Origin of the sequence: Modicisalibacter luteus DSM 23508, from assembly GCF_000378505.1 — a bacterium.
Lineage (GTDB): Bacteria > Pseudomonadota > Gammaproteobacteria > Pseudomonadales > Halomonadaceae > Modicisalibacter > Modicisalibacter luteus.
Genome location: NZ_KB899998.1, coordinates 46,437 through 68,197, shown reverse-complemented (window position 1 = coordinate 68,197; position 21,761 = coordinate 46,437). Strand labels below are relative to the sequence as shown.

Here is a 21,761-nt window from a genome sequence, read left to right as displayed (position 1 = left end):
GGAGTAAATCAGGTTACTCACTAAGTACAGCACAAGGCGTCAATTGCGTTAAAACAACGGCACAGAACGAAACATCATTCTTTAAACAAAGGAAGGAAAAGCCGATTTATTTACCCAATCAAGCAATGACAGAACAATATTCGACGTTAGTTCTCCTCATCGACCAGCGCCCCGCCGTAGATATCGATATAGGCCGCCGGTAGGCGTCGCGGCCTACCCGTTGAGAGAGCGATGCACGCAAAGCGGGTGCGCGCCCGCAACAATGTCGCGCCATCATCCGGCCGCTGGAGCTGGAAACGGCGCGTCAGGGTCATGCGCCCGTCACAGGCGACGATCCAGGTTGCCATCGCCAGTCGGTCACCGGCATGCGCCGGGGCCAGATAGTCGAGTTCGTGACGATGCACTGCCATGGCTCGGTCGTGCTGGCGATAGTCATCGATACTCAGGCCCAAATCGTGGGAGTGCGCCCAGCTCACTCGCTCTACCCAGCGTAGGTACTCGGCATTATTGGCATGACCATAGACGTCAATGGCCGCTTCGGCGACCGTAATTTCGAGGACGAAGGGATCGGGCAGGTCCCAGCTCATACGGACTCCCTGAACAGCGTTGCGAAAAGGCAGACCAGCGCTGCCCCTTCTCATCATTCCTTGTTACGGGGCGTGCTGCATTGCCAGCAGGCGTCAAACACGCCATCGAGCGTCTCGCCGCATTGTCGGCAATACCAGGAAGACGGCACATCATCCGGCCCATGCAGGGCTTCGTGCAACAGGGCCATGGCCTGTCCGTAATGACGCGCCGCGACCCAGATCTCCGGCTCGCACTCACTGAGTGGTAGCTCACCAGCCCCACCACCCAGCGCCATGTTGCGCAGTTCGCAGTCAACGCCGGCTGCCTGGAGCACATTCCGTACATGACTGACCAACAGCGCATTGGAATGCGCAAACAGGCAAAGTTCACCCGAGGCCGTCACGGAACTTCCCCTAGTCGCGGAAGACGCGTACGCCCAGCGCCTTGAGGTAGGCCGTCTCGGGAATCGATGGATGCACCGGATGGTCCGAGCCCTGACCACCCTGGTAGATGATCTGGCCATGCCGGTCCTGGTGACGTACCGCGCCACGCACGCATTCGACCAGTCGCTCAGGCGCCAAGTGCATCGAGCATGAAGCACTCAGCAGCAGGCCGTCGCGCCCCAGAAGGCGCATAGCCTCGCGGTTGAGACGCGAATAGGCTCGCTCGCCGTTAGGAATATCCTTGCGCTTCTTGATGAAAGCCGGCGGATCGAGCACGATCACGTCGAACTGCTCGCCTTCGGCCTTGAGCGCGGCCAGCGCCTCAAAGGCATCGCCCTCGCCGATGGCTACCTGCTCGGCAAGTCCATTGAGCGCCGCATTCTCGGCGACACGCTCCAGCGCCTCGGCGGAACTATCGATGCACAGTACTTCCGTCGCCCCATGGGCGGCCGCCTGTACGCCCCAACCGCCAACGTAACTGAACACGTCGAGCACACGCTTGCCGGCCACAAGTCCATTGAGCCAGGCGCGATTGGCGCGATGATCGTAGAACCAGCCAGTTTTCTGGCCATCGATCACCGGTGCGACGAAGCGTACGCCGTTCTCTTCCAGCAGGACCTGCTCCGGCAATTCGCCAAAGACCACCTCGACCTGACGCTCAAGCTGCTCCTGGCGTCGCCCGGAAGAGTCGTTCTTGAACACGATGGCCCGCGGCGACAGTACCTTATCCAATGCGGCAACGATCTCATCGCCCAGATGCTCCATACCCAACGTGTTGAGTTGGACGACCAGCACGTCGTCGAAGCGATCGACTATCAGGCCAGGCAACAGGTCGCCCTCACCATGAATCAGTCGATAGAACGGCTTGGCAAACAACCGCTGACGCAGCGCCAGCGCCTGATTGAAGCGATGCACCAGCAATGAGCGGTCGAGGCGTACGTTGGCGTCACGCGAGACCACCCGAGCACAGATGAGTGAATGCGGATTGACGTAGGCCACCCCCAGCGGCTTGCCGTTGGCAGCCTCGATAATGGCTTGGGCACCGGGCTCGACTCCCTTGAGCGGCGTCGCCTCGATATCGATCTCGTTGGAATAGAGCCAAAGATGCCCCGCCTTGAGACGACGGTCGGCATTCTTCTTGAGGCGCAGGCGTTCGGACACGGAACTCTCCGTCAGAATGAAAGGACTGCGCGTATTCTAACGCGCAAGGATGACAGGAAGGAAAATGCGTATCGATATATGACGTTCGGCTTGTCTGGATGTCGACGTGCAATGGCCAGCCCGTGGTGTGTCAGGTTTGGCAGTGAGCACAATAGACACTCGCCCTCTGACCCAACGTAATCAGTCGCAGCTCATCGCCACACTGCCGGCAAGCCTGACCAGCCCGACCATAGACATTGAGACGCTGGGCGAAATAGCCCGGCTCGCCGGTACCACTGACAAAGTCACGCAGGGTGGTGCCACCTTGGGTGATGGCGGCGGCTAGCACGTCACGCACTGCTTCGGCCAAGCGTAGGTAACGTTCACGCGAGATTCTCCCCGCCGCCCGACGCGGATCAATGCCTGCCATATACAAGGCTTCGGTAGCGTAGATATTGCCTACACCTACGACAATCGCGTTATCCATCAGAAACGGCTTGACCGCCAGACGCTTCCCGCGTGACATCGTGTACAGCCGCTCCCCGGTGAAGTCCGGTGACAGCGGCTCTGGCCCCAGTCGGCGGAAGCGAGAATCGCTGTCGAGGTCGCCCTGCAGCCAATCGACGAAGCCGAAGCGGCGGGGGTCGTGATAGCGCAGGACACTGCCATCCTCGACGACTACATCGACATGGTCATGCTTCTTGGGGAGATCTCCAACCCGGGCGATACGCAGGCTCCCCGACATTCCCAAATGCCAGACTAGCGTACGCTCATTGCCCTCCGGCGACTGCACCGGAAGCAACAGGTACTTGGCACGTCGTCCCAGCTCACCGATACGTTGACCAATCAGACGATCGATCAGGTCCTCGGGAACCGGAGTACGCAGCCGCCGCTCTCGGACCACTACCTCGGTAATCTCGCGACCCACGATGTGCGGTGCAATGCCGCGACGTGTGGTTTCGACTTCGGGTAGCTCGGGCATGAGAAACTCCACTTACAACGTCTGATGCAGATACAAAAAGACCCGGCCTTGGCCGGGTCTTTCTCGGCGGGCCGGGTCTATAAAACCCGATCTGCCACGGAGGCTCTCAGATCACTTGATCTTGGCTTCCCGGTAAATCACGTGCTTACGAACCACCGGATCGTACTTCTTGAATTCAAGCTTGTCCGGCGTATTACGCTTGTTCTTTGCTGTGGTGTAGAAGTGGCCGGTACCGGCGCTGGACACCAACTTGATCTTGTCACGCATGATGCAACTCCCTTAGATCTGCTCGCCGCGCTTGCGGATGTCTACAAGCACCTCTTCGATGCCCTTCTTATCGATGATGCGCATGCCCTTGGATGAGATGCGCAGCTTGACGAAGCGCTTCTCGGACTCTACCCAGAACCGATGGGTATGCAGATTGGGCACGAAACGACGACGCGTCTTGCGCTGGGAGTGTGATACGTTATTACCAGTCACCGGACGCTTGCCGGTAACCTGACATACTTTGGACATGAGAGCCTCCAACCGCTGGGCGAGTTGTTCAAAACCTGTCGGGCAAACCGGGAAGAGAGAATGGCAGGTAACCGCCTTCCGCCCCTTAATTAACCCAAGGAAGTCAAAGGGCGTACTTTATACCAGAGACATGCCGCCACGGCAACGTTTTCTACTTCAACAAACCCTGTGCCAGGGAACTGAGCGAACAATAGTCAGGCCAGGCTGAATCGACGCGTGAGCGGGGTTTGCCGGTGCAAACACGCATCGCAATTCGATTTTTACCCCCGCCTGACTGAGTGCATCCAGTTGCGCTTTATAGCCAGCCGCGTTCCGCAAACGACACCACTTCACCATCACCCACCACGAAATGGTCCAGCACCCGAATATCGAACAGGCCCAGCGCCTCCCTGAGCCGCTCGGTGATACGCCGGTCGGCCCCGCTGGGCTCGGCAACGCCCGATGGATGATTGTGAGCGAAGATCACCGCACCAGCGCCCAACTCCAGCGCGCGCCGGGCCACCTCCCGTGGGTAGACCGAGGCACTGTCCAGCGTGCCACGAAACATCGATTCGAAGCGAATCACGTGATGCTGGGTATCCAAAAACAGCGCAGCGAACTCCTCGTGACCGAGGTGACGCAGGTGCGATGACAGAAAGGCACGGACCAGGGCGGGCGAGGTGAGCGCGCCACCACGTTCGATCTGGCTGGCCAGGTGACGGCGGGAGAGTTCCAGCACCGCCTGTAGCTGCACGAACTTGGCCTCCCCCAGCCCATGCTCAGCACAGAAAAGCGTACGGTCAGCTTCCAGCAACTGGCGTAGCCCGCCAAAGCCACTCAAGAGATCCCGCGCCAGATCCACCGCCGAGCGACCCTTCACGCCCACGCGCAGAAAGATCGCCAGCAGTTCCGCATCCGACAATGCCGCCGCCCCCAACGACAACAGCTTTTCACGCGGTCGCTCGCCCTCGGGCCAGTCCCGGATCCCCATCCCCTCTCCTCGTTACATAGACGCACCGGGACTTACATTACGCGACATTCGCAGCTAGTCTGAATCGGCAACCTACTCTTTTCATGTACGCCATTACTGACAGCGCCACGCCGCCTGGCAAACGGTTGCGCTACGCAAAAGCGTGCACGTAATGGTAAGGTAACCCACCGGGATCACTAGGATTGCTTGCCATGTCGCATCTGGCCGGAAAGCGCATTTTGCTGGGCATCAGCGCCGGCATCGCTGCTTATAAGAGCGCTCACCTGGCGCGGCTGTTGAAGAAGGCCGGGGCCGAGGTCCGCGTAGTGATGACCGAGGGAGCCCAGGCGTTCATTACGCCGTTGACGTTGCAGGCCCTGACCGGCGAGGCGGTGCGCACCTCACTGCTCGACCCGGAGGCGGAAGCCGGCATGGGGCATATCGAGATGGCCCGCTGGGCCGACATAGTACTGATTGCTCCGGCCACGGCGGACCTGATGGCACGCCTCGCCCATGGCCATGCCGACGATCTGCTCACCACCTTGTGCCTAGCCACGCAAGCCGACTGCATGATGGCGCCGGCCATGAATCAGGCCATGTGGCGCCACCCGGCCACTCAGGACAACGTCACCCGCCTCACGGAGTATGGCTGGCGTCTGCTCGGACCCGATGCAGGAGACCAGGCCTGTGGAGACATCGGCCCAGGTCGCATGCTGGAGCCCGAAGCCATCGTCGCAATGCTGTTCGCACCGGCAGACAACCTCCCTCTTGAGTCGGCCTCTGCCAGTGCCTCTATCGATTCCGCACCGGACGATACTGTTTCGCTCGATGCCCTGGGACTGGCCATTACGCTGACCGCCGGGCCGACACGCGAGCCGCTGGATCCGGTGCGTTACCTGACCAACCACAGCTCGGGGAAGATGGGCTACGCCCTGGCAGCCGCCGCCGCCCGACGGGGCGCCCGAGTTCGCCTGATCAGCGGCCCGGTCAACCTGCCCACGCCGGCTGGCGTCGAGCGTATCGACGTCGAGTCGACCAATGAAATGTATGAGGCGGCACGGCAGTCCGCCATCGACAGCGACATCTTTATCGGCTGTGCCGCCGTTGCCGACTACCGGGCAGAGCGATTCAGCGAGCACAAGATCAAGAAGACATCGGGAGATGAGGCACTGGAACTGCGCCTGGTCAAGAATCCCGACATCGTTGCCGCAATAGCCGTTGCCGAACCACGCCCGTTCGTGGTCGGTTTCGCTGCCGAGACGCGCGATGTCGAGTCCTATGCCCGCGACAAGCTGGTGCGCAAGAATCTCGACATGATCGTCGCCAACGATGTCAGTCAGGCCGGCCTGGGTTTTGGTGCCGACGAGAACGCCGCCCTGCTCCTGTGGCGCGACACCACCAGCGAGTCGGGCCGTCTCGAACTGCCACCCCAGAGCAAGGCCACCTTGGCCGATGCGATCATTACCACCGTCATGGAGCGCTTTCACGCCAAGCAACGCGAGGCGCTGCAGACGCCCCAACAGGACACCCCATGAGTAACGCTACAACACCCGCCGCCGCCCGCGGCGGCGCCCGACTTTCCGTCAAGATCCTCGACGAGCGGGTCCATCAATATCCATTGCCGCACTATGCGACGCAAGGCAGTGCCGGCATGGATCTGCGCGCGCTACTCGACGCACCACTGGAACTCGCTCCCGGCGACAGTGAACTGGTGCGCACCGGACTAGCCGTGCATATCGCTGACCCCGGCCTTGCCGGCCTGATCCTGCCACGCTCGGGCCTGGGTCATAAGCATGGCATCGTGCTGGGCAACCTGGTCGGCCTAATTGATTCGGATTACCAGGGCGAACTGATGATTTCCGTCTGGAACCGGGGCCAGCAGGCGTTCACGCTGGAGCCCGGCGAACGCCTGGCGCAATACGTACTCGTGCCTGTAGTGCAGGCCGAACTCGACGTCGTCGAGGATTTCGACGTCAGTTTGCGCGGCGAAGGCGGTTTTGGCCACTCCGGCCGGCATTGATAAAAGGTATGCCCGCATTGCGCGAGGCTTTTCAGGAAGCACCCGGCATCGTGCCGGGAGACATAACGACACCCGTCGACACCAAGGAGGGATCATGCCCCAGATAACCCCATCCATTTTCCGCGCCTATGACATCCGCGGCATCGTGGACGATACCCTGACCGATGACAGCGTCGAGCTGATCGGACGTGCCATCGGCAGCGAAGCCGCCAAGCGCGGCGAGTCCACCGTGGTAGTTGCCCGGGACGGGCGCCTGTCGGGGATGCGCTTCAAGGACGCCTTGACACGCGGCCTCAACGCGGCCGGACGCAACGTCATCGACATTGGCATGGTACCGACGCCGGTACTCTATTTTGCCACTTACGTACTCGACGGCACCGCCTCGGGCGTCATGGTCACCGGTAGCCACAACCCGCCGGACTACAATGGCTTCAAGATTGTCCTGGGCGGCGAAACGCTGTCCGGCGATGCCATCACCGCGCTCTATGAGCGGATCAAGAACGACGATCTGGAAAGCGGCGAAGGTTCGGTACGTGAACACGACATTCGCGATGCCTACCTGGAGCGCATCCTCGGCGACGTCAAGCTGAGCCGCCCGATCAAGGCCGTGGTCGATTGCGGTAATGGCGTGACCGGCGAACTGGGTCCCAAGCTCATCGAGCGCTTGGGCGTGGAAACAATTCCCCTGTTCGACGACATCGACGGCAACTTCCCCAATCACCACCCCGATCCCGGCAAGCTCGAGAATCTCAAGGATGTCATCACCAAGGTGAAGGAAACCGGCGCCGACATCGGCCTGGCCTTCGACGGCGACGGCGACCGCCTGGGCGTGGTCACGCCCAAGGGAGAGGTGATCTACCCTGACCGCCTGATGATGGCCTTCTCCGAGGACATGCTCACCCGCAACCCCGGCGCCCGCGTCATCTTCGACGTCAAATGCACCAGCAACCTGGCGCAGGTCATCGAGAAGGCCGGCGGCACCCCGGAAATGTGGCGTACCGGTCATTCCCTGATCAAGGCACGCATGAAGGAAACCGGCGCCCAGCTGGCCGGCGAGATGAGTGGCCATATCTTCTTCCAGGAGCGCTGGTATGGCTTCGATGATGGCATCTACGGTGCTGCGCGCCTGCTCGAAATCCTCTCCAAGCAGGATGACGATGCCGACACCTTCTTCCATCGTTTCCCGCAGGATCTCGGCACGCCCGAACTCAACGTCAAGGTCACCGACGACAACAAGTTCGATATCGTCGAGAAACTGGCCAAGGAAGGCGACTTCGGTAACGATGGCGTGAAAACGACACTGGATGGTATCCGCGTCGATTATCCCGACGGCTGGGGCCTGTGCCGCGCTTCCAACACCACACCGGTGCTGGTGCTGCGCTTCGAGGGCAAGAGCCAAGAGGCACTCGACCGCATCCAGGCCTGCTTCCGCGATGCGCTCAAGCAGGTAGCACCGGATGCCGAGCTTCCGTTCTAAGCCATGCCTGGAAGCGCCTGTACAGAGCGGCTTTCAGACATATTCTGAACGTATTGTCGTCGGCCTGCGGGCCGGCGACTCGTTTGATACTGAGGAGACTGATCGCCGATGAGCGAACAACCCCGCGACCCCCGCCTGGTAGTCGAAGTCCTGTCCGAAGCCCTGCCCTATATCCAGCGCTTCTCTGGCAAGACCGTGGTGGTCAAGTACGGCGGCAATGCCATGACCGAGGAGGCGCTGGTCGACTCCTTCGCCCGCGACATGGTGCTGATGAAGGAAGTGGGCATCAATCCGGTAGTCGTGCATGGCGGCGGCCCGCAGATCGGCGAGTTGCTCGGCAAGCTCAAGATCGAGTCGCGGTTCGTCAATGGCATGCGGGTCACCGATGCCGAAACCATGGACGTGGTAGAGATGGTTCTCGGCGGGCTGGTCAACAAGAGCATCGTCAACCAGATCAACCAGTGTGGCGGCAAGGCAATCGGCCTGACAGGAAAGGATGGCGGTCAGATTCGCGCACGCCAGCTCAAGGTGGAACACAAGAGCCCCGAGATGACCGTGCCCGAGATTATCGATATCGGCCACGTCGGCGAGGTCGAGCATGTTTCCACCGAATTGATCGAAATGCTCACCGCCCGCGACTTCATTCCAGTGATCGCGCCGATCGGCGTCGACGCCAAGGGCAATAGCTACAATATCAATGCCGACCTGGTCGCCGGCAAGGTCGCCGAGGCACTGCGCGCCGAGAAGCTCATGCTATTGACCAATGTTGCCGGCCTGATGAACGCCGAAGGCGAGGTCATGACAGGTCTGTCGACCCAACAGGTCGACGCGTTGATCGCCGACGGCACAATCCACGGCGGCATGCTGCCCAAGATTCGCTGTGCCCTGGAGGCTGTCAAGGGCGGCGTGGCCAGCTCGCACATCATCGACGGCCGAGTCCCGCACGCCACCCTGCTGGAAATCTTCACCAATGCCGGTGTTGGCACCCTGATTACCGACACCGCCCAGCACGCCGACTGAGCCATCCCACTCACGCACTGCACGCCGGTGCAGTGCGTTGTCTCGCCATTGAATGTTGCCGTTTGCCCTGGCTCGCCCCCCCAAGTACGATTAGCGAGACCATAAAATATTACTAGAAGAACGCCATGACGCAGGCTACTACCAAGCAGAGTCGCCGGGAGCAGATTCTCCAGGCGCTTGCGCTGATGCTCGAAGAAGATAGCGGAAAACGCATCACCACCGCTTCGCTGGCTCGTCAGGTCGGCGTTTCGGAAGCCGCACTCTATCGCCATTTTCCGAGCAAGGCGCGCATGTTCGAAGGGTTGATCGAGTTCATCGAGGAAAGCCTGTTCGAGCGTATCCGACGCATCCTCGACGAAACGACCGACGCGCCTTCCCGCTGCCAGCATATCCTCATGCTGCTGCTGGGCTTCGCCGAAAAGAACCCCGGCCTGTGCCGGCTGCTCAACGGCGACGCGTTAACCGGAGAGACCGCCCGATTGCGGATACGCATGGGGCAGCTTTTCGAACGTCTGGAAACTCAGCTCAAGCAGGTCTTGCGCGAGGCCGAGCTGCACGATGGATTGCGCACCACCTTACCGGTCTCTTCGGCAGCCAACCTGCTGCTGGCTTACGCCGAGGGTCGAATCGGTCAGTATGTCCGCAGCGACTTCAAGCGGCTACCAACGGATTACTGGAGCGAACAATGGTCACTGCTGTCCAGTCAGCTCCTTGCACCGATTCCTACCATAGCCCGCGCCTGACCTGACAGCGCTGCACTGAAATGCAAAAGCGCCCGGCAATCTCTTGCCGGGCGCTTTCATCAGGGCGAAGGGCTGGCCACTTGGGCTTCTCCGTCAGGCAGCCATCGCTTCACCCAATTGCTGGCGAATCTTCTTCATGGCGTTCTTTTCGAGCTGCCGGATACGTTCGGCGGAAACGCCGTAGACATCGGCCAACTCGTGCAGTGTCGCCTTGTTCTCTGCCAGCCAGCGGCTTTGCAGGATGTGACGAGAGCGTTCGTCGAGGCTGGCCAAGGCATCCTGGAGGCGACGGGTTGAATCTTCCTCCCAGTCGCTGTCCTCGAGCTGAACTGCCGGGTCGTAGCGACTGTCCTCGAGAAAGTGCACCGGGGCCTGATAAGCCTGGTCGTCATCATCGGAAGGCGAGGCATCAAAGCCGGCATCGAACGCCGAAAGACGCCCCTCCATCTCGCGAACCACCTCGGGTTTAACGTCGAGATCCTTGGCAATGGCGTCGACTTCATCATTGTTCAACCAGGCCAGACGCTTCTTGGCGCTGCGCAGGTTGAAGAACAGCTTACGCTGAGCCTTGGTGGTCGCAATCTTGACGATGCGCCAGTTGCGTAACACGAACTCGTGAATCTCCGCCTTGATCCAATGCACGGCGAAGGATACCAGTCGCACGCCCTGGTTCGGGTCGAAGCGCTTGACCGCCTTCATCAGGCCGACGTTGCCCTCCTGGATCAGGTCAGCCTGTGGCAGCCCATACCCAGAATAGCTGCGTGCTATATGCACGACGAAGCGCAAATGTGACATGACCAAGCGGCGTGCAGCCTCCAGATCATTATGATCATGCAGGCGAAAGGCCAGTTCGCGCTCTTCCTCGACAGTCAGCACGGCAATGCTGTTGACTGCCTGAATGTAGCCATTCAGATCATGGCCCGGCGAAAGCTGGCCAATAGGCTGAAGACTGGTGCTCATGCAGGATGTCTCCATGTTGCCCACGAAGCGGGGAGCCATGCAACGGCTCGACCCGACAATAATTAGACGCCTAACATAACTGCGCGACCCATAGGACCGCAACTACAGCGTGAAGTTCCGCAAACCAAAACCGGCGAACACCCACTCTGCCTTTTCATCTTAGCGGGGCCGTATGTCCTTTAGATGACGACTCACCGCCATCCAGCTGCCCAACCAGCCTAGTAGTGTACTAGAAACCAGCAGGATTGCCGAACCCTCCAGCCCCAGCGACGGCATGACAAAGGTCGCCCCATAACTCTGTGCCAGCGCCTGGACCGGCGCCGCCAACCACTGCCTCCCCAGAGACAGGATGGCCCAGGCCAGCATCCCCCCGCCCAGGCCGTACCAGGCTCCACTGTACAGGAAGGGCCGGCGAACGAAAGCATGAGTGGCCCCGATCAGCGTCACCACTTCGATCTCCTGTCGACGACTCTCCACCGCCAACCGGATGGTGTTGCCGACGATCAGCAATACCCCGAGACCAAACAGTACACCTAGCGCCAGGGTTAGCCGTTGACCCAGCTCAGCCAGGCGATTGAGGCGCTCGAGCCAAGCCAGGTCTAGGCGTACCTCGTCGACGCCCTCGACCTCGTCCAGTTGTTCACCCAGGCCATTCACGGCCTGCGGAGACACGTCACGGGGCGAGACGATGATACTCGCAGGCAGCGGATTCTCCTCCAACTCGCTCAAGGCATCCTCAAGTCCCAGTGCCTGCTGAAACTCGGCCATGCCTTCGGCCGCCGTGACCAAGCGGGCACCGGCCACGCCAGGCTGGGCACGTAACGTCTCTGCTATGTCCATGGCCTGACGTTCACCGAGCGAGGCCGACAGGTAAACCGTCAACGTGGCACTCTCGTCGAGCTCGGTATCCAGCACCTTGGCGCTGTCCATGACCAGCCACAGGGCACAGGGCAGGATCAGGGCGATAGCAATGGCCACCATGGTCAGCAAGCTGCCGAGTGGGCGACGTGCCAGCCGAAACGCACTGTCACGAGCCATGGCCCGATGATGACGACTCCAGGCGCGAACTCGACTGTCCAGTCCGGTGCGCTGGACACGTGCGCCTCGGCGCGGCGCGGCGGCCTCAGGGACTCGTTTCTCGCTGCGCCTGGAAGCCCCGGAGGTCATACGACCTCCCGTGCGGCGTGCTCATCGGCGATCAAGCGCCCTTCACGCAGCCGTAACACCCGATGGCGCAAGCGGGCAATCAGCGCCAGGTCGTGGCTGGCGATCATCACCGTGGTGCCGATGCGGTTGAAGTCCTCGAACAGACGCATGATATCCGCCGATAACTGAGGATCAAGGTTGCCTGTAGGCTCGTCGGCCAGCAGCAACGCCGGCTTGTTAACCACAGCGCGTGCAATGCCGATCCGCTGCTGCTCGCCACCGGAAAGCTCGATCGGCAACGCCTTCTCGCGATGCAGCAGGCCGACCTTGTCGAGCGCGGCCCGTACGCGACGGGCCGCCTCGTGGGGTTCGACGCCCTGGATTTCGAGTGGTAACGCCACGTTGGAGAATACGTCACGATCGGAAAGCAGTTGGTGATCCTGAAAGACGACGCCGATCTGACGACGGTAAAACGGGACCTGACTGTAATGCAGACGGTCGATATCGTAGCCAGCCACCAGAATACGCCCGCGGGAGGGTCGCTCGAGACGCATGATCAGGCGCAGCAGAGAGCTCTTGCCGGCCCCGGAATGGCCGGTGAGGAAGACCATCTCGCCGCGCTGCACGGAGAAATTGATGTCGGCGAGCGCCTCGAAGCGCCCACCGTAACGCTTGCCCACATGCTCGAAAGCGATCATCCCGCGTTCTCTTCATCCTGCGAGAACAGTGCGTTGACGAAGTCATCCGCCGCGAAGGGACGCAGATCATCCAAGGTTTCACCGACCCCGATAAAGCGGATAGGGGTGCCCAGTTGCTTGGCCAGGGCGAAGATGATCCCACCCTTGGCAGTACCATCGAGTTTGGTCAGGGTGATACCCGTGACCGGAACCGCCTCGTTGAAGGTACTCGCCTGTGCCAAAGCGTTCTGGCCGGTGCCGGCATCGAGAACCAGCATCACTTCGTGAGGCGCTGCCTCGTCGAGCTTGGCCATTACCCGGCGCACTTTCTTGAGCTCCTCCATCAGGTGGCCCTTGTTGTGCAGTCGACCAGCGGTATCGGCAATCAGCACATCGACCTTGCGCGCTTTGGCCGCCGCCAAGGCATCGTAGATCACCGAGGCGCTGTCGGCCCCGGTATGCTGGGCGACGACCGGTACCCGATTGCGCTCGCCCCAGACCTTGAGCTGCTCCACTGCAGCAGCACGGAAGGTATCACCGGCAGCGAGCATGACACTGCGACCCTCGGCCTGAAAACGCTTGGTCAGCTTGCCGATAGTAGTAGTCTTGCCGACCCCGTTGACACCGACCATGAGAATCACGAACGGGCCCTCACCCTTGGGGGGGAGTGATAGCGGCGTGGCGACCGGGGCGAGCAACTCGGCGAGTTCCTCCTGCAGCGCCCGGTAGAGGGCCTGTGGATCGCCGAGCTCCTTGCGCGAGACCCGGGCCGAAAGCTTGTCGATGATCTCGGTTGTCGCCTCGATGCCGACATCGGCCATCAAGAGCTGGGTCTCGAGATCCTCCATGAGCTCGTCATCGATCTGCTTCTTGCCCAGGAACAGGTTGGCCAAGCCATCGGTCAAATTGGCCCGGGTCTTGCCCAGACCGGCCTTGATACGAGCCAACCAACCACGCTTCTCGCTCTTGGGCTTGTCGCGCCCAGCCGTAGCCGCTGACGTTTCGTGGGGTACCTCGGCCGTGCTATCGCCCTCGATATCACCCGCCTGGCGGCGCACTTCCTCTTGAGCTTCCTCGGTGGCCTGCGCCAGGGTGTCTACCTTGGTATCGCCATCCCGAGTATCGCTGGTACCTACCGTCGGGGTTTCAGGCTCTGGGGCCAGCGGTTCCACCTCCGTCGCTGATGCCTCATCCTCCGTCAGTGCCTCATCGCTCGGCGATTCACGATTCGTGATGTCGGCCTCGGGGCGCTTTACTTCCTCGGCCAGTGACTCGTAGGGCGTCTCCACCGGCTCTTCATCGAGGGCAGTGTGGGCCTCGCCCGTGGCCAGATCACCATCCAGCGCCTCCCGGGACGCATCCCGTTCGAGCTCGTCGGGGCGATACTCCGTCGCCTGCCGGGTTTCTGGATCGTGCTCATGCACCGCCGCTTCCGCGGCACTCTCCTCGTCGACAGTGCGCGCCTCTGCCTCAGTGGCCTGTTGCCGCTCGAGCGCTTCCTGCTGATCTGATTCCTGCTTCTTCTTGCGCTTGAAAAAACCGAACATGGGCGAATTCTATACTGTAGAGACTGGGAATCGATCCATCCTATCACTGTGCACTACCACTGTGGATAAGGCACACGTACAATCCAGCGACCATGACCCGACAACGTTCTTCCCGCAATCGCTATCGCCCTACGGCGTCCGCTTCGGATCGGCCGCGCGGCAAGCTACGCATCATAGGCGGCCGCTTCCGCCGCCGACTGCTGCCGGTGGCAGACAGGCCCGGCCTGCGCCCCACGCCCGACCGGGTCCGTGAGACCCTGTTCAACTGGCTGGCCTTCGACCTGGCCGGTCATCGCGTTCTGGATCTCTTCGCCGGCACTGGCGCACTCGGCCTGGAGGCCCTGTCGCGCGGTGCCAGTCAGGCGCACTTCGTCGAAACCGATGCCGAGGTTGCACGCCTGATCGAGACCAACCTGGCCACGCTGGGCGCTACCGGCCAGGTCGTAGTGCGAGATGCGCTCGACTTCCTGGACGAACCCGCCACGCCATTTGACGTTGTGTTTCTTGATCCACCGTTTCGCCAGGACCTGGCGGGACCGGCCTGCGATTTGCTCGAACGCCGCGGCTGGCTGGACGACGATGCGCTGATTTACGTCGAGACCGAGTCAAGCCTGCCACCCCAAGTGCCGGGACGCTGGACGCTGCACCGAGAAGTCAAGGCGGGCGATAGCCATGGTAGGCTCTATCGGCGCTCGCCGTCAGCCTCTGGAGACGCTTGCTGAGCGGCAGGACGCAGCGTACGCTGGCGGCTGGCCAGTCGTGCCAGACTACGCAAGACATCAGGAGAATAGGATGAGTATCGAACTCTTCAATCAGCTCGAGCAGAAAGTCGCCAATGCGGTCGAATCGCTAGAAATGCTAAAAATGGAGGCCGAGGAGCTCCGCGAGGAGAATGCCCGTCTCAAGCAGGAGCATCAGGAATGGGAGCGTCGTCTCAATGGCTTGCTGGAAAAGTTCCGTGAGCTAGAAAGCAGCGAAACCAGCGTCTCCTGAATACAAGTAAGCGCTCCTGCTGTTCTGCGCCGGCTGGGCTCACGCCTTGCCGGCAGCTAGCCTCAACGACATGAGCCACGCGTCCTCGCGCCCTTCCTTGCTATCGTAATATCCACGTCGCACCCCGTCGCGCAGGAACCCCGCTCGCCGATACATGTCGATGGCAGCCTGGTTCGAGGCGCGGACTTCGAGCAGCAAACGCTCACTGCCCCACGCATTCGCTTGGGCAATTCCCGTTTCCAACAAGGTTGTGGCAAACCCCTGACGACGCATCCGGGGAGCGACGGTAATCGCTTGCAACTCGGCGTCGAAAGGCAGCCGATAGAAAACGGCGAACCCCTTCAGACCGTCGGTCATTTTTAGGCCCCAGACTTGGGCCCGCTCGTCGACAAAAGCCTCGTGTAGCAGGGCTTCCGACCATGGATGGGACTGACCTTCGCGCTCCAGCGCCACCAAGCCTGGCAGATCATCAAGCGTCAGCCGTTCAGGACGTTGCGTCACCGGGCTCACCATCTTTCGCCTCATGCCAGGCATGGCGCCAATTGACCAAGGTACGCCAAAGCCTTCGCTTGGCGGCGGGTGACTGTGCCAACTCCTTCAGCGCCGGCCCTTGCCAACCATCGATTCCCAGCAGGCCACAGCGTCCTTCCATCAACGCCAGGACGGGCGTGAGAGCTGTGTCCTCGCCGAAGACCAGGACGCGCTCAGGACGCCAGCCACGCCGGCTTTGACCTTCCACGAATGCCCGCAACCCATCGCATGCCTCGTCAAGCGGCGACTCGACAGGCGCCCCGTCCACGACCGGCCAACGGAACTCCTGAAAGCTCGGCGGATTCCTGGGTAAGATGCCGGCCGCCTGAAGCAGGTTGTCAAGCAAACGACGACTCGTCTCATCCAGCGACTGACGATGCGGCACTATTACCAGCCAACGCCCGTCCAGGGCAGCGATCTGCAGCGTGAAACGCAGCGACTCCTGCGGGCGGGCCTTGTTGGCCTCGGCCGGCACCGCCTCCGAAGCCGGCGCTGTAGACGGTGTCTGTTCGGTAACCTCCACCAACCCCTCGGACTCGAGCAATCCCCGAGCCCGCTTACGCTGCCGTTGGGGCGCAGCGGGTGCCGCTTCCGCTGGCGAACGCGGAGGCGCTTCGACCGGCGTATCGAGCAACGCATGCAGGCGTTGCGCTGGTGGCCGCTCGGCAGGCACCTCGGGCTCAAGCCATTCGCAAGCCGGCGTTTCGGCCGCGTTCGGCAGGCGATAGCGGCTGACCCAGGCGGTCAGCCCCATGGCCTCGAGATACTGCGAGCGCTGCGGTTCAGTGGTCATTCAGCGGTCGCCACCGCCCCGGCAGTTGGGCGAGTCCGGGCGCGCCCCACCACGCACTTCCCACTCTTCAGGTGTGTAGAGATGCAGTGCCAGGGCGTGGACCGGGCCAGCCTTTTCGTCGGCCAGAATGGCATAGACCTGCTGGTGACGCTTCACCGGCATCAACCCCTCGAAGCGGGACGACACCAGAGTCACCTTGAAATGTGTTTCAGAGTTGGGCGGCACGTGGTGCATATGACTCTCGTTCTCCACGGCCAGGTAGACGGGCTCGAGGGCCTGCAACTTGGTTTCGATCTGTGCCTGGATGCTCATGCCTGTTTGGCCTCCTGTGGCGAAGCAATCATTGTAACGTGTCGTCCGGGTCGGACGATATGTTCAGTGGCGAGCTGCCAGTGGGATGCGCCAAAGGCTCAACGACAGCGCGACCACCACAAAAACGCAGCCCAACCAAAGGGCCATCTGCAGCGAACCGAACGATAATGCCAAGACGATACCGACCAGTGCGGTACCTAGTGACTGACCGAAGGTGCGCACCGAGGCGAGCACCCCCGAGGCATTGGCGCTCAGTTCCAGCGGTACGCTACCGATCATTTCGCGGTTATTGGGTGCCTGGAACAGCCCATACCCCAGCCCGCATAATAGCGTACGCCAGATTACGTCCAGCGGCGCTGCCGTATCAGGCATCAGAGCCAATGACAGCATGCCCATCAGGAAGATGCCCAGCCCCAGCGATGATAATTTGGTGGGATTGACCCGATCCGCCAGCCGCCCGGCCATGGGACCGGCAAACATCAGCGCCAATGGCCACGGCGTAAACATTAGCGCTGCCTGCCACGGAGATAGTCCCATCAGGTTCTGGTAGAAAAACGGCAAGCCAACGAATGCGGCCCCGTTGGCTGTAAACGCCAACATGGAGATGACCGCTGCGTAGGAAAAGCGTGGCTCGGCGAACAGCGCCGGTGGCACCAGAGGACGCGGCGCACGGCGAAGGCGCCAAACGAATAAACTCGCCAACACGATGCTCGTCGCCAGCAGGGCCACAACCTCGACGGCAGGCGCACCATGGCCCAGCCGATCGATACCATACACAAAGCTGCCCAGCATGCCGGCCGACAGCACGGCCCCCTGCCAATCGAGGCGTCCCGGCTGCGCCGCCTCACGCGGCAACGCCCTGCTCGCCAGCCACAATGCGACCAACCCAACCGGCACATTGATGGCAAACAACCACGGCCAGCTGGCCACCGCCAGCAGCAGGCCACCGAGCGACGGCCCTGAAGCAATGCCGAACGCCACGACCAATGCCCCCAGCCCGATAGCGGAACCCAACAGACGAGACGGGAAGATGACCCGGTACATGGAAGGCCCGATGCTGAGCATGGCCGCAGCGCCGATCCCCTGCAGGATACGTGACATCAGCAGCGTATTCAGAGACTCGGAAAGTGCGCAGAACAACGAGGCCAGCGAGAACACCGCCAGCCCACCCATATACACCCGGTGTCGGCCGACTCGACGGCTCAGGGCTGCAAAGGTCAGTAACGACGCCGCCGTCACCAGCTGATAGGCATTGGTCACCCAGACGATGCGCGACTCGGCGACCTGCAACTCGCGAGCCATCGTAGGCAGGGCAATGTTGACGATGCCGCCATCCAGCACAGCCATGAGCGTTCCCATGACCAGTACCAACAAGGCAAGCTTGCGCTGCGGCCCCGGCAAGCCATCGTCGCCGGGACGCGTCTCGAAAAGTCGTCTTAATAGCATAAGAAAACCCGGCAAAGCCGGGCAGATCGAATCATTTCACGGGATGAATGCAGACTAGCGCTGTTTACTCTTCATCGGTTTCCAGCAGTATCGCATCGTCGAAGTCGGCGATCTCCAGCGGCGCCTCATCGTCAAGGTCGATGGCAAGATAGCTATGTTCGACCGACAGGAAACGCTGGAACAACGCCCAATCGATGGACTCGGGCCACTGCCGTTCGTCCTCCTCCCAGGCGCGCAATTCATTCTCGAGGATATCCATGTAACGCTCACGCACCCAAGCGTCGAGCGCTTCCTCGGTATCCATCTCGGGAATGAGATAGACGGTGTTCTCGCGATCGATGTCATCGATGGTCAGGTCATCGTTGCCGACCATCGGCTCCAGCGAGTTGATCCAGTCGACGAACGCCTGGGTTGGCTTGACGCTCAGCGCGGAACGGTTGAGCAGTTTCATCGGGAGTCTCCTCGACATGCGGTCTCGGCATCGAAACGCTGACCATTATGGTCGCTCGCCGCACGACTTACCAACTATTCCGGTCGCATCGCCGGGAAAAGCAACACATCGCGAATCGAAGGGCTGTCCGTGAACAGCATCACCAGCCGGTCGATCCCGATACCCTCACCCGCCGTCGGAGGCAAGCCGTACTCCAGCGCGCGAACATAATCGGCATCGTAGTACATCGCCTCGAGATCCCCGGCGTCTTTCTCGGCCACCTGGGCAGCGAAGCGCTCAGCCTGGTCCTCGGCATCGTTGAGCTCAGAGAAACCGTTGGCGATCTCACGGCCGCCGACGAAGAACTCGAAGCGGTCGGTGACGAACGGGTTAGCATCGTTGCGCCGTGCCAGCGGGCTGACCTCAGCCGGGTACTCGATGATGAAGGTCGGCTGGTCGAGCTGATGCTCGGCAACCTCTTCGAAGATCTCGGTCTGCAGCTTGCCGAGCCCCCAACCCTCCTTGACCTGAAGCCCCAGCCTCATGGCCGTATCGCGGGCTGCCTCGAGGGTATCGATATCGGCGTCGGCGATGTCGTCGCCATGCTTGAGGATAGCCTCACGCAGCGTCAGGCGGCGGAACGGCTTACCCAGATCGTACTCGGTGCCTTGATAGGTGAGTACGGTGGTTCCCAGCACTTCCTGAGCAGCGTTGCGGATCATCTCCTCGGTCAGATCGAGCAGGTCCTTGTAATCAGCGTAGGCCCAGTAGAACTCAAGCATGGTGAATTCAGGGTTGTGACGCGTCGAAAGCCCTTCGTTGCGGAAGTTGCGGTTGATTTCGAAGACCCGCTCGAAGCCGCCCACCACCAGGCGCTTGAGATACAGCTCGGGCGCAATGCGCAGGTACATGTCGATGTCCAGCGCATTGTGGTGGGTAATGAACGGGCGCGCCGTGGCCCCACCGGGGATCGGCTGCAGCATCGGCGTCTCGACTTCCATGAAGCCACGCGCTTCGAAGAAACGCCGGATCGAGGCGATTACCCCGGCGCGCACCTCGAAGGCCCGCCGCGACTCGGGATTCATGATCAGATCAACGTAGCGCTGACGGTAACGCGCCTCCATGTCAGTCAAGCCATGGAATTTATCGGGTAGCGGGCGCAGGCTCTTGGTCAGCAGCTTGGCCTCGACCATCATCACGTACAGATCGCCCTTGCCGGACTTGTGTACCGGCCCGCGCGCGCCGACGATATCACCGATATCCCAACCCTTGATGTCTTCAAGGACCTCTTCGGGCAGGCCTTTCTTATCCACATAGAGCTGAATCTGGCCGGAGACGTCCTGGATAACGATGAACGGCCCGCGCTTGCGCATGATGCGCCCCGCCACTGCGGCCTGGCGGCCATGGCTTTCCAGCTCGGCCTTGTCGAGCCCGCCCAGCTCGGCCTGCAGCTCTGCCGCTAGGCTATCGCGTCGAAAATCGTTAGGGAACGCACTACCACCATGCTCCGCGGCCATTTCGCGACGCGTTGCCAGCTTGGCGCGACGCTCCGCAATCAGGTGGTTTTCATCGTGCTGGGGAGAATCCTGGTTCGCCATTGCTCTGCCTATGAATAAAAAAATCGTCGTAACTTGGAGCGGTTAACGCCCAGCCGAGGCGCGTCATGAGCGATGCCGAGGCTAGGCATGAAGCGGCAAGCCAGCGCAGTTGACTTGTGTGTCAATGAGCATGGTGAGCCGCTTCATAACACCGCCTCGGCGAGCGCAATTGCGCCGGCTTAGAGCCCCTGCTTGAGGCTGGCCACGATAAACTGATCCAAATCCCCATCCAGCACCTTCTCACAGTTGCTGGTCTGCACGCCGGTACGCAGATCCTTGATGCGTTGGTCATCGAGCACATAGGAGCGGATCTGGCTACCCCAGCCGATGTCAGCCTTGCTGTCCTCGGCTTCCTGCTTGGCGGCATTGCGCTTCTGCATTTCCAGCTCCCACAGCTTCGCCTTGAGCTGCTTCATGGCGAAGTCGCGGTTGGCATGCTGGCTGCGCTGGGTCTGGCACGACACCACCACGCCAGTCGGCTCGTGGGTAATACGCACGGCAGAGTCGGTCGTGTTGACGTGCTGACCACCGGCCCCGCTGGAACGGTAGGTATCGACACGCAGGTCGGCCGGATTGATCTCGACTTCGAAGTCGTCATCGATTTCCGGTGACAGAAACACGGAGGCAAACGAGGTGTGACGGCGACCACCGGAATCGAACGGGCTCTTGCGCACCAGGCGATGAACACCGGTCTCTGTGCGCAGCCAGCCGAATGCATGATCACCCTGAACATGGAGTGTCGCCGACTTGATGCCAGCCACCTCTCCGCCGGAAATCTCAACGATTTCCGTCTTGAAACCATGATGCTCGCACCAGCGCAGGTACATGCGCAGCAGTATGTTGGCCCAGTCCTGGGCCTCGGTGCCGCCAGAGCCGGACTGAATGTCGAGATAGGCGTTATTGGCATCCATCTCGCCAGAGAACATGCGCCGAAACTCGAGCTTTTCGAGCAGCGTGTCCAGGTGCGCGAGTTCTTTCCGGACCTCATCGACGGTTGCATCGTCCTCTTCCATCACCGCCAGCTCGAGCAGCTCCTGGTTGTCCACCAGGCCACGATCCAAGGCATCGATGGTCTCGACGACGGCCTCCAGAGAGGCGCGTTCCTTGCCCAGCTTCTGGGCATAGTCGGGATCATTCCAGACGTTGGGGTTTTCGAGCTCGCGGGAGACTTCTTCTAGCCGATCCTTCTTCTCGGCATAGTCAAAGATACCCCCTCAGGACGTCTGTCCGTTCGGACAGGTCCTTGATGAGGTTGTTGATCGGATTGATCTCTTGCATGGTCGTCCTGTTTGGCGTCCTGCGGGAAGTATTCGAGGCCGGTACGTGGTACCGGCAAAGGGCGTTTATTGTAGCGAAAGTGATCACCAGCGACCATCCCGCACCAACAGGCCCTAGCATGACAGGTAGCGAAGTCCCATACAGGAATCGACACAAAAAAACCCGGCCGTGAGACCGGGTCGATGGTATAGCG

25 protein-coding genes are annotated in these 21,761 nt (G+C 61.1%); 7 read left to right on the top strand and 18 right to left on the bottom strand.

Annotated elements, in window-relative coordinates; genetic code table 11:
• Positions 1 to 146 precede the first annotated feature (146 nt).
• The 7 genes from F568_RS0115050 to radC form a co-directional block, all read right to left on the bottom strand.
• A complete protein-coding gene (locus F568_RS0115050) occupies positions 147 to 587 on the bottom strand; it encodes an acyl-CoA thioesterase (RefSeq protein WP_019019578.1) in 441 nt (146 codons plus the stop codon).
• 53 nt (positions 588 to 640) lie between these two features.
• Positions 641 to 970, bottom strand: a complete 330-nt coding sequence (locus F568_RS0115045; protein WP_019019577.1) for a putative signal transducing protein — start codon at positions 968 to 970, stop codon at positions 641 to 643.
• 10 nt (positions 971 to 980) lie between these two features.
• Positions 981 to 2,171 (bottom strand): class I SAM-dependent rRNA methyltransferase, encoded by a 1,191-nt coding sequence (locus F568_RS0115040; RefSeq protein WP_019019576.1) that lies wholly within the window; start codon positions 2,169 to 2,171, stop codon positions 981 to 983.
• 130 nt (positions 2,172 to 2,301) lie between these two features.
• Complete coding sequence (gene mutM, locus F568_RS0115035; RefSeq protein ID WP_019019575.1) at positions 2,302 to 3,132, bottom strand: bifunctional DNA-formamidopyrimidine glycosylase/DNA-(apurinic or apyrimidinic site) lyase; 831 nt, start codon at positions 3,130 to 3,132, stop codon at positions 2,302 to 2,304.
• A gap of 111 nt (positions 3,133 to 3,243) precedes the next feature.
• The gene (rpmG, locus tag F568_RS0115030; protein WP_019019574.1) at positions 3,244 to 3,399 is read right to left on the bottom strand and encodes a 50S ribosomal protein L33; all 156 of its coding nucleotides are present in this window, start codon (positions 3,397 to 3,399) and stop codon (positions 3,244 to 3,246) included.
• Positions 3,400 to 3,411: 12 nt separating this feature from the next.
• On the bottom strand, positions 3,412 to 3,648 hold the full coding sequence (rpmB, locus tag F568_RS0115025) for a 50S ribosomal protein L28 (RefSeq protein WP_019019573.1): 237 nt from the start codon (positions 3,646 to 3,648) through the stop codon (positions 3,412 to 3,414).
• A 295-nt stretch (positions 3,649 to 3,943) separates the two neighbouring features.
• Positions 3,944 to 4,618: a RadC family protein gene (gene radC, locus F568_RS0115020; protein ID WP_019019572.1), complete on the bottom strand. Its 675-nt coding sequence runs from the start codon at positions 4,616 to 4,618 to the stop codon at positions 3,944 to 3,946.
• A 191-nt stretch (positions 4,619 to 4,809) separates the two neighbouring features.
• Here radC and coaBC point away from each other — a divergent pair, with 191 nt between their 5' ends.
• From coaBC to slmA, 5 genes are all read left to right on the top strand, one after another.
• The gene (gene coaBC, locus F568_RS0115015; protein WP_019019571.1) at positions 4,810 to 6,132 is read left to right on the top strand and encodes a bifunctional phosphopantothenoylcysteine decarboxylase/phosphopantothenate--cysteine ligase CoaBC; all 1,323 of its coding nucleotides are present in this window, start codon (positions 4,810 to 4,812) and stop codon (positions 6,130 to 6,132) included.
• Positions 6,129 to 6,617 carry a dUTP diphosphatase gene (dut, locus tag F568_RS0115010; RefSeq protein WP_019019570.1) on the top strand — a complete coding sequence of 163 codons (489 nt, stop codon included), beginning with the start codon at positions 6,129 to 6,131 and terminating at the stop codon, positions 6,615 to 6,617. The genes coaBC and dut overlap by 4 nt, the downstream gene beginning before the upstream one ends.
• Positions 6,618 to 6,711: 94 nt before the next feature.
• Positions 6,712 to 8,094: a phosphomannomutase/phosphoglucomutase gene (locus F568_RS0115005; RefSeq protein ID WP_019019569.1), complete on the top strand. Its 1,383-nt coding sequence runs from the start codon at positions 6,712 to 6,714 to the stop codon at positions 8,092 to 8,094.
• Between the two features lie 108 nt (positions 8,095 to 8,202).
• Entirely contained in the window at positions 8,203 to 9,114 is a 912-nt protein-coding gene (argB, locus tag F568_RS0115000) for an acetylglutamate kinase (protein WP_019019568.1), read from the top strand.
• 125 nt (positions 9,115 to 9,239) lie between these two features.
• The gene (gene slmA, locus F568_RS0114995; RefSeq protein ID WP_019019567.1) at positions 9,240 to 9,857 is read left to right on the top strand and encodes a nucleoid occlusion factor SlmA; all 618 of its coding nucleotides are present in this window, start codon (positions 9,240 to 9,242) and stop codon (positions 9,855 to 9,857) included.
• 93 nt (positions 9,858 to 9,950) lie between these two features.
• Here the strand turns inward: slmA and rpoH are convergent, their stop codons facing one another.
• The 4 genes from rpoH to ftsY form a co-directional block, all read right to left on the bottom strand.
• Entirely contained in the window at positions 9,951 to 10,817 is an 867-nt protein-coding gene (rpoH, locus tag F568_RS0114990) for an RNA polymerase sigma factor RpoH (protein ID WP_019019566.1), read from the bottom strand.
• 159 nt (positions 10,818 to 10,976) lie between these two features.
• Positions 10,977 to 11,984: a permease-like cell division protein FtsX gene (ftsX, locus tag F568_RS0114985; protein WP_019019565.1), complete on the bottom strand. Its 1,008-nt coding sequence runs from the start codon at positions 11,982 to 11,984 to the stop codon at positions 10,977 to 10,979.
• Positions 11,981 to 12,661 carry a cell division ATP-binding protein FtsE gene (gene ftsE / locus F568_RS0114980; protein WP_019019564.1) on the bottom strand — a complete coding sequence of 227 codons (681 nt, stop codon included), beginning with the start codon at positions 12,659 to 12,661 and terminating at the stop codon, positions 11,981 to 11,983. Before ftsE ends, ftsX begins: the two co-directional genes overlap by 4 nt.
• A complete protein-coding gene (gene ftsY, locus F568_RS0114975; RefSeq protein ID WP_019019563.1) occupies positions 12,658 to 14,187 on the bottom strand; it encodes a signal recognition particle-docking protein FtsY in 1,530 nt (509 codons plus the stop codon). The genes ftsE and ftsY overlap by 4 nt, the downstream gene beginning before the upstream one ends.
• Positions 14,188 to 14,279: 92 nt before the next feature.
• Between ftsY and rsmD the strand changes: the two genes are divergently transcribed.
• Complete coding sequence (gene rsmD, locus F568_RS0114970; RefSeq protein WP_019019562.1) at positions 14,280 to 14,909, top strand: 16S rRNA (guanine(966)-N(2))-methyltransferase RsmD; 630 nt, start codon at positions 14,280 to 14,282, stop codon at positions 14,907 to 14,909.
• Positions 14,910 to 14,979: 70 nt separating this feature from the next.
• Entirely contained in the window at positions 14,980 to 15,180 is a 201-nt protein-coding gene (locus tag F568_RS0114965) for a cell division protein ZapB (protein WP_019019561.1), read from the top strand.
• A gap of 39 nt (positions 15,181 to 15,219) precedes the next feature.
• Here the strand turns inward: F568_RS0114965 and rimI are convergent, their stop codons facing one another.
• The 7 genes from rimI to prfB all read right to left on the bottom strand — a co-directional run bounded on the left by rimI (position 15,220) and on the right by prfB (position 21,568).
• On the bottom strand, positions 15,220 to 15,681 hold the full coding sequence (gene rimI / locus F568_RS0114960; protein ID WP_229804288.1) for a ribosomal protein S18-alanine N-acetyltransferase: 462 nt from the start codon (positions 15,679 to 15,681) through the stop codon (positions 15,220 to 15,222).
• Positions 15,665 to 16,504 carry a hypothetical protein gene (locus F568_RS22980; RefSeq protein WP_019019559.1) on the bottom strand — a complete coding sequence of 280 codons (840 nt, stop codon included), beginning with the start codon at positions 16,502 to 16,504 and terminating at the stop codon, positions 15,665 to 15,667. Before F568_RS22980 ends, rimI begins: the two co-directional genes overlap by 17 nt.
• A complete protein-coding gene (locus F568_RS0114950; RefSeq protein ID WP_019019558.1) occupies positions 16,505 to 16,816 on the bottom strand; it encodes a BolA family protein in 312 nt (103 codons plus the stop codon).
• A 63-nt stretch (positions 16,817 to 16,879) separates the two neighbouring features.
• Positions 16,880 to 18,262 (bottom strand): MFS transporter, encoded by a 1,383-nt coding sequence (locus F568_RS0114945; protein WP_019019557.1) that lies wholly within the window; start codon positions 18,260 to 18,262, stop codon positions 16,880 to 16,882.
• A 64-nt stretch (positions 18,263 to 18,326) separates the two neighbouring features.
• Positions 18,327 to 18,713: a hypothetical protein gene (locus F568_RS0114940; RefSeq protein ID WP_019019556.1), complete on the bottom strand. Its 387-nt coding sequence runs from the start codon at positions 18,711 to 18,713 to the stop codon at positions 18,327 to 18,329.
• A gap of 74 nt (positions 18,714 to 18,787) precedes the next feature.
• On the bottom strand, positions 18,788 to 20,290 hold the full coding sequence (gene lysS / locus F568_RS0114935; protein WP_019019555.1) for a lysine--tRNA ligase: 1,503 nt from the start codon (positions 20,288 to 20,290) through the stop codon (positions 18,788 to 18,790).
• Between the two features lie 179 nt (positions 20,291 to 20,469).
• Positions 20,470 to 21,568 (bottom strand): peptide chain release factor 2 gene (gene prfB, locus F568_RS24995; protein WP_156817458.1). Its coding sequence is split into 2 segments (ribosomal slippage): positions 20,470 to 21,492 and positions 21,494 to 21,568, totalling 1,098 coding nucleotides; the frame shifts between segments, so codons are not numbered across the junction.
• Positions 21,569 to 21,761 lie beyond the last annotated feature (193 nt).

Coding starts and splice junctions, on each gene's coding strand:
- F568_RS0115050 (WP_019019578.1), bottom strand. CDS start 587: ATGAGCTGGGACCTGCCCGATCCCTTCGTCCTCGAAATTACGGTCGCC.
- mutM (WP_019019575.1), bottom strand. CDS start 3,132: ATGCCCGAGCTACCCGAAGTCGAAACCACACGTCGCGGCATTGCACCG.
- rpmG (WP_019019574.1), bottom strand. CDS start 3,399: ATGCGTGACAAGATCAAGTTGGTGTCCAGCGCCGGTACCGGCCACTTC.
- rpmB (WP_019019573.1), bottom strand. CDS start 3,648: ATGTCCAAAGTATGTCAGGTTACCGGCAAGCGTCCGGTGACTGGTAAT.
- radC (WP_019019572.1), bottom strand. CDS start 4,618: ATGGGGATCCGGGACTGGCCCGAGGGCGAGCGACCGCGTGAAAAGCTG.
- coaBC (WP_019019571.1), top strand. CDS start 4,810: ATGTCGCATCTGGCCGGAAAGCGCATTTTGCTGGGCATCAGCGCCGGC.
- dut (WP_019019570.1), top strand. CDS start 6,129: ATGAGTAACGCTACAACACCCGCCGCCGCCCGCGGCGGCGCCCGACTT.
- F568_RS0115005 (WP_019019569.1), top strand. CDS start 6,712: ATGCCCCAGATAACCCCATCCATTTTCCGCGCCTATGACATCCGCGGC.
- argB (WP_019019568.1), top strand. CDS start 8,203: ATGAGCGAACAACCCCGCGACCCCCGCCTGGTAGTCGAAGTCCTGTCC.
- slmA (WP_019019567.1), top strand. CDS start 9,240: ATGACGCAGGCTACTACCAAGCAGAGTCGCCGGGAGCAGATTCTCCAG.
- rpoH (WP_019019566.1), bottom strand. CDS start 10,817: ATGAGCACCAGTCTTCAGCCTATTGGCCAGCTTTCGCCGGGCCATGAT.
- ftsX (WP_019019565.1), bottom strand. CDS start 11,984: ATGACCTCCGGGGCTTCCAGGCGCAGCGAGAAACGAGTCCCTGAGGCC.
- ftsE (WP_019019564.1), bottom strand. CDS start 12,661: ATGATCGCTTTCGAGCATGTGGGCAAGCGTTACGGTGGGCGCTTCGAG.
- ftsY (WP_019019563.1), bottom strand. CDS start 14,187: ATGTTCGGTTTTTTCAAGCGCAAGAAGAAGCAGGAATCAGATCAGCAG.
- rsmD (WP_019019562.1), top strand. CDS start 14,280: ATGACCCGACAACGTTCTTCCCGCAATCGCTATCGCCCTACGGCGTCC.
- F568_RS0114965 (WP_019019561.1), top strand. CDS start 14,980: ATGAGTATCGAACTCTTCAATCAGCTCGAGCAGAAAGTCGCCAATGCG.
- F568_RS22980 (WP_019019559.1), bottom strand. CDS start 16,504: ATGACCACTGAACCGCAGCGCTCGCAGTATCTCGAGGCCATGGGGCTG.
- F568_RS0114950 (WP_019019558.1), bottom strand. CDS start 16,816: ATGAGCATCCAGGCACAGATCGAAACCAAGTTGCAGGCCCTCGAGCCC.
- F568_RS0114945 (WP_019019557.1), bottom strand. CDS start 18,262: ATGCTATTAAGACGACTTTTCGAGACGCGTCCCGGCGACGATGGCTTG.
- F568_RS0114940 (WP_019019556.1), bottom strand. CDS start 18,713: ATGAAACTGCTCAACCGTTCCGCGCTGAGCGTCAAGCCAACCCAGGCG.
- lysS (WP_019019555.1), bottom strand. CDS start 20,290: ATGGCGAACCAGGATTCTCCCCAGCACGATGAAAACCACCTGATTGCG.